Source organism: Burkholderia sp. 9775_39, assembly GCF_015712225.1.
GTDB lineage: Bacteria > Pseudomonadota > Gammaproteobacteria > Burkholderiales > Burkholderiaceae > Burkholderia > Burkholderia cenocepacia.
Genome location: NZ_JACCQC010000029.1, coordinates 85,722 through 95,020, shown reverse-complemented (window position 1 = coordinate 95,020; position 9,299 = coordinate 85,722). Strand labels below are relative to the sequence as shown.

Annotated in this window: 11 protein-coding genes and 1 pseudogene; 7 read left to right on the top strand and 5 right to left on the bottom strand. The window is 66.5% G+C overall.

All coding sequences use genetic code 11. The features are described from left to right. Both H0X90_RS29475 and H0X90_RS29470 read left to right on the top strand, forming a co-directional pair. Positions 1–1,039 (top strand): permease (locus H0X90_RS29475; protein ID WP_230877713.1); only part of this gene is annotated, 1,039 nt, incomplete at its 5' end. Positions 1,040–1,140: 101 nt separating this feature from the next. Beyond that, positions 1,141–1,563, top strand: coding sequence for a hypothetical protein (locus tag H0X90_RS29470; RefSeq protein WP_006484198.1), 423 nt, complete (start codon positions 1,141–1,143; stop codon positions 1,561–1,563). Positions 1,564–1,600: 37 nt separating this feature from the next. Here H0X90_RS29470 and H0X90_RS29465 read toward each other — a convergent pair whose 3' ends face one another. After that, on the bottom strand, positions 1,601–2,434 hold the full coding sequence (locus H0X90_RS29465; RefSeq protein WP_006484127.1) for an ABC transporter permease: 834 nt from the start codon (positions 2,432–2,434) through the stop codon (positions 1,601–1,603). A 6-nt stretch (positions 2,435–2,440) separates the two neighbouring features. Next, positions 2,441–3,355 carry a nodulation factor ABC transporter ATP-binding protein NodI gene (gene nodI, locus H0X90_RS29460; protein ID WP_048986578.1) on the bottom strand — a complete coding sequence of 305 codons (915 nt, stop codon included), beginning with the start codon at positions 3,353–3,355 and terminating at the stop codon, positions 2,441–2,443. 330 nt (positions 3,356–3,685) lie between these two features. Here nodI and H0X90_RS29455 point away from each other — a divergent pair, with 330 nt between their 5' ends. Next, positions 3,686–4,183 (top strand): universal stress protein, encoded by a 498-nt coding sequence (locus H0X90_RS29455; protein ID WP_006484144.1) that lies wholly within the window; start codon positions 3,686–3,688, stop codon positions 4,181–4,183. An 87-nt stretch (positions 4,184–4,270) separates the two neighbouring features. On the opposite strand, the gene H0X90_RS29450 is transcribed toward H0X90_RS29455, so the two are convergent. From H0X90_RS29450 to lexA, 3 genes are read right to left on the bottom strand one after another with little or no spacing between them, the layout of a single operon-like run. Continuing rightward, positions 4,271–4,990: a DUF2939 domain-containing protein gene (locus H0X90_RS29450; protein ID WP_077190454.1), complete on the bottom strand. Its 720-nt coding sequence runs from the start codon at positions 4,988–4,990 to the stop codon at positions 4,271–4,273. A gap of 29 nt (positions 4,991–5,019) precedes the next feature. Beyond that, positions 5,020–5,355, bottom strand: a complete 336-nt coding sequence (locus H0X90_RS29445; protein ID WP_006484149.1) for a hypothetical protein — start codon at positions 5,353–5,355, stop codon at positions 5,020–5,022. A 26-nt stretch (positions 5,356–5,381) separates the two neighbouring features. Continuing rightward, on the bottom strand, positions 5,382–6,029 hold the full coding sequence (lexA, locus tag H0X90_RS29440) for a transcriptional repressor LexA (protein WP_006484226.1): 648 nt from the start codon (positions 6,027–6,029) through the stop codon (positions 5,382–5,384). On the opposite strand from lexA, the pseudogene H0X90_RS36255 reads away from it, so the two are divergent. From H0X90_RS36255 to cysW, 4 genes and pseudogenes are all read left to right on the top strand, one after another. Then, a pseudogene (locus H0X90_RS36255) lies at positions 6,000–6,116 on the top strand (sodium:proton symporter); the annotation flags it as partial. The gene lexA and the pseudogene H0X90_RS36255 sit on opposite strands and share 30 nt — an antisense overlap. A 177-nt stretch (positions 6,117–6,293) precedes the next feature. After that, positions 6,294–7,331: a sulfate ABC transporter substrate-binding protein gene (locus H0X90_RS29435; protein WP_048986575.1), complete on the top strand. Its 1,038-nt coding sequence runs from the start codon at positions 6,294–6,296 to the stop codon at positions 7,329–7,331. A gap of 123 nt (positions 7,332–7,454) precedes the next feature. After that, complete coding sequence (cysT, locus tag H0X90_RS29430; protein ID WP_006495215.1) at positions 7,455–8,348, top strand: sulfate ABC transporter permease subunit CysT; 894 nt, start codon at positions 7,455–7,457, stop codon at positions 8,346–8,348. Next, entirely contained in the window at positions 8,345–9,289 is a 945-nt protein-coding gene (cysW, locus tag H0X90_RS29425; protein ID WP_006484215.1) for a sulfate ABC transporter permease subunit CysW, read from the top strand. The genes cysT and cysW overlap by 4 nt, the downstream gene beginning before the upstream one ends. The last annotated feature ends 10 nt before the right edge of the window (positions 9,290–9,299 follow it).

Genomic DNA, 9,299 nt, shown 5'->3' with positions numbered 1-9,299 from the left:
ACCCAGTCCCGCCCTCGGCTGGATGACCTTCCTGCTGATCGCGGTCGCGGGGCTCTTCTATGTGAAATGGTTCCCGTACTACAACAAGGCGTTCGTTGCCGCCGAGCATCATTCGATCGGCCAGTCGATCCTGATGGGTACGTCGGCGGCCGCCCCCGAGCCGTCGCTGAAGGCGGCGCTCGACTACGCGTGGGCATACGGCAAGGCGATCTGGCAGGCGATGGTGCTCGGCCTGCTGCTCGGCTCGGCCGTGCAGGCGCTGCTGCCCGCGCACTGGGTGGCGCGCGTGCTCGGCCGCACCGGGTTCGGCAGCGTCGCCGCGGGCGGGCTGCTGTCGCTGCCGGGGATGATGTGCACGTGCTGCGCGGCGCCGGTCGTCGCGGGGCTGCGGGCGCGTCATGCATCGCCGGGCGGCGCGGTCGCGTTCTGGCTCGGCAACACGGTGCTGAACCCGGCCGCGCTGGTGTTCATGGGCTTCGTGCTCGGCTGGCACTGGAGCGCGCTGCGCCTCGTGCTCGGCATCGCGATGGTGTTCGGGATCGGCTACCTGCTGAACCGCATTGCGCGTCCTGAAGACCGCAGCATCGACGATGCCCAGCTCGCCGCGCTGGCGGCCGAACAGGCCGCGGCTGGCAATCCGTTCGTCCGCTGGATGAAACTGCTCGCGCGCATGGCCGTGCGGCTCGTGCCCGAATACATCGTGCTCGTGCTGCTGCTCGGCGCCGCGCGCGCGTGGCTGTTTCCGCATATCGGCCCGGACATCGGCAATCATCTCGGCTGGATCGTCGCATTCGCGGTCGCGGGCATGCTGTTCGTGATTCCGACGGCCGGCGAGGTGCCGATCATCCAGGCGATGCTGTCGCTCGGCATGGGCGTCGGTCCGGCCGCCGCGCTGCTGATGACGCTGCCGCCGATCAGCGTGCCGTCGCTCGCGATGCTTGCGCGTTCGTTCAAGCCGACCATGCTGGCGATCGTCGCGACGCTCGTCGTCGTGTTCGGGATCGCGAGCGGCTTGCTCGCGATCGCGTTCGGGTTCTGACGCACGCAAACGGCGCGCCAGTCGCGCGCCGTCGTCGTATTCATCCGGCGCCGCGGCTTCACGCGTGCGGCGCCCTTTACAAGAAGCAAACAGGAAAACGCATGACCCAACCGAAGATTCATCCTCGACTCGAAAAGGCGCTGACGCGCGGCGATCTCGCGATCCGCCAGGCCAATTCCGCGCGGGCGACTGCCGTGCTGCAAGCGCTCGGCACGATGATCATCGAGGCCTCCGCAACGATCGGTGTCGAGGCCAGCATCGACATTCCGCAAGGCGATCGCATCTACGATCCGGTCAACGGCCTGTGGCCGCAGAAGATGCTGGTGTCGTTCGACGGCCCGGTGGACGAAGCCGACAAGGAAGAACTGCGCACGGTGTATCTGGTGGCCGACGATCCGGGTACGCAGTTCCGCGTCGAATGGCATCGCGCGGACGGCAAGCTCGGCCGCCAGGAAGGCGGGCCGCTCGCGACCGTCGCGTTCCTGACCGACGTCGAAATTCCGTGGAGCGACGACGACGAGTAACGTCGTCGCATGAAGCCGGCGCCGGGTGCGCCGGCCGTCAGCGCATCATCCGCCGCCGGAACAGCCATGCGGACAGCAGGAATCCGCCGACCGCGTAGCCGGCGAGCACCGCGACGTGCAGCGCGATGTCGGTCGCCGGCCGGCCGAGCATCGCGGGCCGGATCAGCTCGACCGCATTCGCGAGCGGTAGCGCCCGCGCCGCGTGCTGCGCGATCGGCGGCAACTGCGTGATCGGGAAGAACACGCCGGACAGCAGCAGCATCGGCGTCAGCGCGAGCGTCTGATAGAACATGAAGAAATCGTAGGACGGCGCGAGCGCCGTGACGATCATCGCGATGCTGGCGAACGCGAGGCCGGCCAGCGCGATCACGGGCAGCACCGCGAGCATCGACGGAAACTGCGCGTAGCCGAGCCCGCCCGCGACCAGCATGATCGCGCCCCCTGACAGCATCGCCTTGCTGGCCGCCCACACGATCTCGCCGAGCACGATGTCGCCGAGCGCGAGCGGCGTGTGCATGATCGCTTCCCACGTGCGCTGCACGTGCATCCGCGAGAAACCCGAATACATCGACTCGAAGCTCGCGGACATCATCACGCTCGACCCGACCGTGCCGGCCGCAAGGAACGCGATATACGACACGCCGTCGACATGGCCGAGCATCAGGCCGAGTCCGAAACCCAGCCCGAACAGGTAGATCATCGGATCGGCGAGATTGCCGAACATCGACGCGAGCGCGAGCTTGCGCCACACGAGATAGTTGCGCCGCCAGACGGCGATCCAGTTGCTTGCGTTCGCGGGCATCGCGATCGCGAAGCGCGACTCGCGCGGCGGGGCCGATGGCGTGGTGGCGGAATAGTTGCGGACGTCCATGGTCGATCAGTCCTGCATTTCGCGGCCCGTGAGCCGCAGGAACACATCTTCCAGATTGGCCGGCCGATGCAGATAGCGCAACCCCGCGCGGCCCTTCAGGCGCGCGCTGAGCGGTTCGGGGTCGCTCACATAGCAGAACAGCGTCTCGCCGCTGATCTCCGTGTGCTTCGCGAACGCCGACAACTCGTCGCGCAGCGCGGCCGGATCGGGCCCGTAGATCTCGATCACGTCGCAGCCGATCTCCGATTCGATCAGCGCATGCGGCGCGCCTTCGGCGATCTTGCGGCCTTCCTCGATCACGCACAGCCGATCGCACAGCCGCTCGGCTTCTTCCATGAAGTGCGTGGTGATCAGGATCGTCTTGCCGCGCGCAAGCAGCGAACGCAGTCGCTCCCACATCAGGTGTCGCGCCTGCGGATCGAGGCCCGTCGTCGGCTCGTCGAGCACCAGCACGTCGGGATCGTTGACGAGCGCACGGGCGAGCGTGAGGCGGCGCTTCATGCCGCCCGACAGCTCGCCGACCTTCGCGTCGGCCTTGTTTTCCAGCTTCGCGAATTCGAGCAGCGGCGGCACGAGCGCGCGTGCGGCGTGCGCCGACATCCCGAAATAGCGGCTGAAGACGAGCAGGTTCTCGCGTACGGTGAAGTCGGGGTCGAGATTGTCGAACTGCGGGACGACGCCGACCCGCTGGCGTGCATGTCGCGCCCGCGATGGAACCGGTTCGCCGCACAGCGAAATGGTGCCGGCATCGGGGTGCGCGAGGCCGAGCAGCATCTTCAGCGTGGTCGTCTTGCCGGCGCCGTTCGGCCCGAGCAGGCCATAGCATTCGCCGGCCTTCACGTTGAAGGACAGACCGTTGACGACCAGCTTGTCGCCATAGCGCTTTTCGACGTTGCGGAAATCGATCGGTGCGACGGACATGGGCAGGTTGTCGTTGTAAGCGGGCGCGTTCCATTGCCCGAGCGTGGCCGGTTTGCGAACGGATCGGACGGATGCGTGTCACATGGGCATGACCGAAGCGCACGACGCCAGCGTACGGTGGCCCGCTGGAGTATGAACGGGCCATTCTAGTGCATCGGCTGCATCGCTTCAGGGCATGCCTGCCCGGTGCGATGCAAGCGCGCACCGATCGTGCACCGCATCATCGCGCACGCGCCGCGCGGGGCGAATCAGCGTTTTCCATCCCTTGCGTCCTGAATTGCGGCGCACCATGATGAATGCGTAGGCTCGTTGTCGCGATAGGGAGGTCTCATGGCTAGCTACAACAAGATTTTGCTGTGTTACGACGGCACGCTCGAAGGGCGCAAGGCACTGCGCTGCGGGGCCAATCTCGCAATGGACCTGAAAGCCGAGACGCATTTGCTGTCGGTCGTCGACATGCGTTCGAGCATTGCGCAAAGTGCAGGTTTGCTGACCGATGTCGCATGCGGCCGCTTCGAGGAAACCGCGCGCGAAATCCTGCAGGAAGGCGTGAACTGGCTGCGTGAGCGCGGCGTACAGGCCGAAGGCCATTTCGCGTTCGGGTATCCGATCGACGAAATCGCGAATCTCGCGTCGGAACTGAAAGTCGACCTCGTCGTCGTCGGCCACCGGTGCCGCAGCGGATTGTCGAGATGGTGGATGGGGTCGGGCAATACGCAACTGCTCGATCGCGTGAACTGCAGCATCCTGGTGGCGTGTTCGTCGGCGGAAGAGCAGAAGGCCGAAATCGCGCGCGAGCGTGAGGCGGCCACGGCGAACGGCAAATGATCTAAAGACTGGACGACTGCGTGACCGGCGATGCGTGCCGGTCACGCACCGCGCTGCATCAGCACGGCAGGCGTCCAGAGCGGCCTGCTACGCATGCAGGTCGATCCCGGACAATTTCCACGAGAACAGCCCGAAGCGGTGAAAGATCGCCGCATAGCGTGTGCCGTCGGCACTGCGCTGATACGTCACGACGAATTCATCGATATTTCGGTAGCCCGCGCTGGTTTGCTGCTGGTGCGGCGCTTGCGTGGCTTCGCTCGGGCTGGCCGGTGCGGCAGGCGCGGGCGCCGGCGACGATGCCGCCGAAGCGACCGCGTTGCTGCCCGATACCCCCGCACTTGCCGGCGCCGGATTGGCGGGCGATGCGGCAGGCGTGGTGCCGGGTGCATTGCCTGCCGGCGGCTGATTCGACCACTCAGGCGGACGTTCGCCCGGATTGCCGCGCGGCGGCAATCCGCTCATCAGCGCGGCGACGCCTTCCGGCGTCGCGTACGCATCGACCAGCGGACCGATCAACGCGGACCCGATCAGCGCGCCGATCACCGCGAACGGGTTGTTCTTCTTCACTGCGTCGATCCGGCGCATCAACTCTTCCGTGACCTGCTGCTTCAGGCTGATGCGCAGCGATGGAAAGTCGACATACTCGCTGATCGCCTGCGCATCGCGCGCATCGATCGCCGATTTCAGGCGACCGAGCGCGACATACGGCGACGCGTACGCATAGCCGAGCGCCGCAATGACGGCGACGATCAGCGCGACGATCAGCAGGGGCTTGAGTCGCCCTGTACGGCGCGGCGATTCGGTCACGTTGCCTCCGGTGCGGGAAGGTTCCGCAATCAGAGACCGCCCGGCGTGGCCGATCGTTCCTCTGCGATGCAGCGATCGATCATTCGGCAGACGGCATCGATCGTGCCGACCATGATCAAGCGCGACCGGCCGTGATAGACGCGCACCGGCGCGCGGCGTGCGGGTTCCGCGTGATTCAGACCGGCGTTCAGCGATACCCGCGCGAACGCGGGCAGCGCTGACGGCAGCAGGGACGCCTGCCGTTCGACTGCGACTTCTTCATGCACAGGCGCCGCCGCGGACAGCGGTGCGCAGGGCGTGCGGCCGCGCAGATGACGCAGGCGACCGAATTGACGGAAAGGCAGCAGGCGGGCAAGGCGTTCCATGATGTTCTCCTGAGCGAGACGGAATGTCAGAGTTCGCCCGAGCGAATCAGCCCGACGGCGATGCCTTCCAGCGCGAAATCCGCGCTGCCGGCCTTGACGAAGATGTTTTCGTAATCCGGGTTCTCCGCGATCAGCTCGAGGCCGCCGGGCCGGCGCATCAGGCGCTTGACCGTGACGTCGTCGCCCAGACGCGCGACGATGATCTGGCCGTCCTTCGCTTCCGTGCGCTTCTGCACGGCGAGGAGGTCGCCGTCGAGAATGCCGGCGTCGCGCATCGACAGGCCGCGCACCTTCAGCAGGTAGTCGGGCTTGCTGGTGAACAGCGCGGGATCGCACGCGTAGTGCTGCGAGATGTGCTCCTGCGCGAGGATCGGGCTACCGGCCGCGACGCGGCCGACGAGCGGCAGCGACAGTTGCATCAGCGCGGCGTGCGGCAGCGTGAACTGGTGCGGGGCGTCGTCGACGCCGAGCAGCCGGATGCCGCGCGACGCACCGGCGGCCAGCTCGATCACGCCCTTGCGCGCCAGCGCGCGCAGGTGCTCCTCGGCCGCGTTCGGCGAGCTGAAGCCCAGTTCGGCCGCGATCTCGGCGCGGGTGGGCGGGAATCCGGAGCGCTCGATCGCGCGACGGATCAAGTCGAACACTTGCTGCTGACGGGCGGTGAGTTTGGTCATGGCTCAACTGTATGGATAGACAGTGAGCTGTATTTTTATACAGTACTTGGTGAATTTCAAGTGTTACTTGAGGTTCGACGCGATCGCGCCGGTTCCGGCGTGATTTCGCGACGCCCGGACGCCGGTTTATCCGCCGCAACCGTCCATCCCGTCTGCGTTAGCACTTTTGAGTATTAAAAAATGAGGAACGATTATTTTTAATCATGTAACCCGTTCGATAGACTGGCCCGACATCGCAATACCGACAACACTGGAGAACCAAGGATGGCGAAGCGCAACACGGGGCTGGTGGGCGGAGTGGGCCGCCTGATCGCAACACTCGCGCTGGGCGCGGCGGCGGCGCTGGGCGTCGTGACGCATGCCCAGGCCGATACGACTTTCCTGAACGTGTCGTACGACCCGACGCGCGAGCTGTATCAGGATTTCAACCAGGCGTTCGGCAAGGAGTGGAAGGCGAAGACGGGCGAAACGGTCAATTTCAAGCAGTCGCACGGCGGGTCGGGCGCGCAGGCGCGCTCGGTGCTCGATGGCCTGCAGGCCGACGTCGTCACGCTGGCGCTCGCCTACGACATCGACGCGCTCGCGAACAAGGGGCTCGTGGCCAAGGATTGGCAGAAGCGCCTGCCCGACAACGCGTCGCCGTACACGTCGACGATCGTGTTCCTGGTGCGCAAGGGTAATCCGAAGGGGATCAAGGACTGGGACGACCTGACCAAGCCGGGCATCTCGATCGTCACGCCGAACCCGAAGACGTCGGGCGGCGCGCGCTGGAACTACCTGGCCGCGTGGGCATACGCGCTGCACAAGCCGGGCGGCAACGAGCAGACGGCGAAGGAATTCGTCACGAAGCTCTACAAGAACGCAGGCGTGCTCGATTCGGGCGCGCGGGGCGCGACGACGAGCTTCGTGCAGCGCGGGATCGGCGACGTGCTGATCGCATGGGAAAACGAGGCGTTCCTGTCGGTCAAGGAATTCGGCACCGACAAGTTCGAGATCGTCGTGCCGTCGGTGAGCATCCTGGCCGAGCCGCCCGTCGCGGTGGTCGACAAGGTGGTCGACAAGAAAGGCACGCGCAAGCTGGCGGAGGCCTACCTGAATTTCCTGTACAGCCCGCAGGGCCAGGAAATCGCCGCGCGCAACTACTACCGGCCGCGTTCGAAGAACGTGTCGGCGGAGCTGACCAAGCAGTTTCCGAAGCTGAAGCTGTACACGGTCGACGACACGTTCGGCGGCTGGACGAATGCGCAGAAGACGCATTTCGCGGACGGCGGCGTGTTCGACTCGATCTACAAGCCGCAGTAACGCCATAACGACAAGCGGCGCGCCACGACAGCGCGCCGCATCCCCGACGGCCCGCCGGCGCGATTCACTGCGCCGGCGTTTGCGTCGGACCCGTGAGCAGCATCGACCCAGCAAGAGCATCCGATGACGACGTACACCTTTCGCAAGCCGAGCGCGCTGCCCGGTTTCGGCGTGACACTCGGCATCACGGTGGCCTATTTGAGCCTCGTGGTGCTGATTCCGCTCGCCGCCACGTTCCTGAAGACCGCGACGCTGTCGTGGGACCAGTTCGTCACCGCCGTCACGTCGCCGCGCGTGCTCGCGTCGTACCGGCTGACGTTCTCGGCAGCGCTCGGCGGCGCGCTGATCAACGCCGTGTTCGGCTTCCTCGTCGCGTGGGTGCTGGTGCGCTACACGTTCCCGTTCAAGCGCCTCGTCGACGCGATCGTCGACCTGCCGTTCGCGCTGCCGACCTCGGTGGCCGGCATCTCGCTCGCGGCCGTCTACGCGACCAACGGCTGGGTCGGCCAGTATCTGGCGCCGCTCGGCATCAAGATCGCGTTTACGCCGGCCGGCGTGCTGGTCGCGCTGACCTTCATCGGGCTGCCGTTCGTCGTGCGCACCGTGCAGCCGGTGCTCGAGGATTTCGAGCGCGAGCAGGAAGAGGCCGCCGCGTGCCTCGGTGCGTCGCGCTGGCTGACGTTCCGCCGCGTCGTGCTGCCGGCCGTGCTGCCGGCGCTGCTCACCGGTTTCGCGCTCGCGTTCGCGCGTGCGCTGGGCGAATACGGCTCGGTGATCTTCATCGCCGGCAACGTGCCGATGAAATCCGAGATCACGTCGCTGCTGATCATCACGAAGCTCGAGCAGTACGACTACGCGGGCGCGACCGCGCTGGCGGTCGTGATGCTGGTCGTGTCGTTCCTGATGCTGCTGCTGATCAACACGCTGCAGTGGTATCTGCAGCGCCGGACGAGCAAGGGCGCGAGCGGCCCGGCGCCCGCCGCTGTCGCCGCCGTCGCAGCAGGAGGCCAGCAATGAGCCAGGAGGCCACCGTCGTGCTGAAAACCCCGTCGCCCGCCGCGCGTGCCGCGAAGCGGCTCGATCCCGTCAGCGAGTCGCGCGTCGTGCGCTGGCTGCTCACGGGCATCGCGCTGGCGTTCCTCGCGTTCTTCCTCGTCGTGCCGCTCGCCGCGGTGTTCGTCGAGGCGCTGCGCAAGGGCGTCGGCTTCTATTTCGAATCGCTGGCCGATCCCGATGCATGGTCGGCGATCAAGCTGACGCTGACCGTCGCCGTGATCGCGGTGCCGCTGAACCTCGTGTTCGGCGTGTGCGCATCGTGGGCGATCGCGAAGTTCGAGTTCCGCGGCAAGGCGCTGCTGACGACGCTGATCGACCTGCCGTTCTCGGTGTCGCCGGTGATCTCGGGCCTCGTATACGTGCTGCTGTTCGGCGCGCAGGGCTGGCTCGGGCCGTGGCTGCAGGGGCACGACGTGCAGATCATCTTCGCAGTGCCGGGCATCGTGCTCGCGACGATCTTCGTCACGTTCCCGTTCGTCGCGCGCGAGCTGATTCCGCTGATGCAGGCGCAAGGCACCGACGAGGAAGAGGCCGCGCGCGTGCTCGGCGCGTCGGGCTGGCAGATCTTTCGCCGCGTGACGCTGCCGAACGTGAAGTGGGGCCTGCTGTACGGCGTGATCCTGTGCAATGCACGCGCGATGGGCGAGTTCGGCGCGGTGTCGGTCGTGTCGGGCCACATCCGCGGCGTGACGGACACGATGCCGCTGCACGTCGAGATCCTGTACAACGAATACAACTTCGCGGCGGCGTTCGCGGTGGCGTCGGTGCTGGCGCTGCTCGCGCTCGTCACGCTCGCGCTGAAGCTGCTCGCCGAGCGTCACCTCGCCGCCGAACTGGCCGACACGCACGACGCCGTTCCCGCACATGCCGGCCCTGTCGCCGCCGTTTCGTCGAAATCGTAAAGAGGCAACC

Bases quoted from the DNA above. Each gene is read 5' to 3' on its own strand.
- H0X90_RS29470 (WP_006484198.1), top strand. From the start codon at position 1,141: ATGACCCAACCGAAGATTCATCCTCGACTCGAAAAGGCGCTGACGCGC.
- H0X90_RS29465 (WP_006484127.1), bottom strand. From the start codon at position 2,434: ATGGACGTCCGCAACTATTCCGCCACCACGCCATCGGCCCCGCCGCGC.
- nodI (WP_048986578.1), bottom strand. From the start codon at position 3,355: ATGTCCGTCGCACCGATCGATTTCCGCAACGTCGAAAAGCGCTATGGC.
- H0X90_RS29455 (WP_006484144.1), top strand. From the start codon at position 3,686: ATGGCTAGCTACAACAAGATTTTGCTGTGTTACGACGGCACGCTCGAA.
- H0X90_RS29445 (WP_006484149.1), bottom strand. From the start codon at position 5,355: ATGGAACGCCTTGCCCGCCTGCTGCCTTTCCGTCAATTCGGTCGCCTG.
- lexA (WP_006484226.1), bottom strand. From the start codon at position 6,029: ATGACCAAACTCACCGCCCGTCAGCAGCAAGTGTTCGACTTGATCCGT.
- H0X90_RS29435 (WP_048986575.1), top strand. From the start codon at position 6,294: ATGGCGAAGCGCAACACGGGGCTGGTGGGCGGAGTGGGCCGCCTGATC.
- cysT (WP_006495215.1), top strand. From the start codon at position 7,455: ATGACGACGTACACCTTTCGCAAGCCGAGCGCGCTGCCCGGTTTCGGC.
- cysW (WP_006484215.1), top strand. From the start codon at position 8,345: ATGAGCCAGGAGGCCACCGTCGTGCTGAAAACCCCGTCGCCCGCCGCG.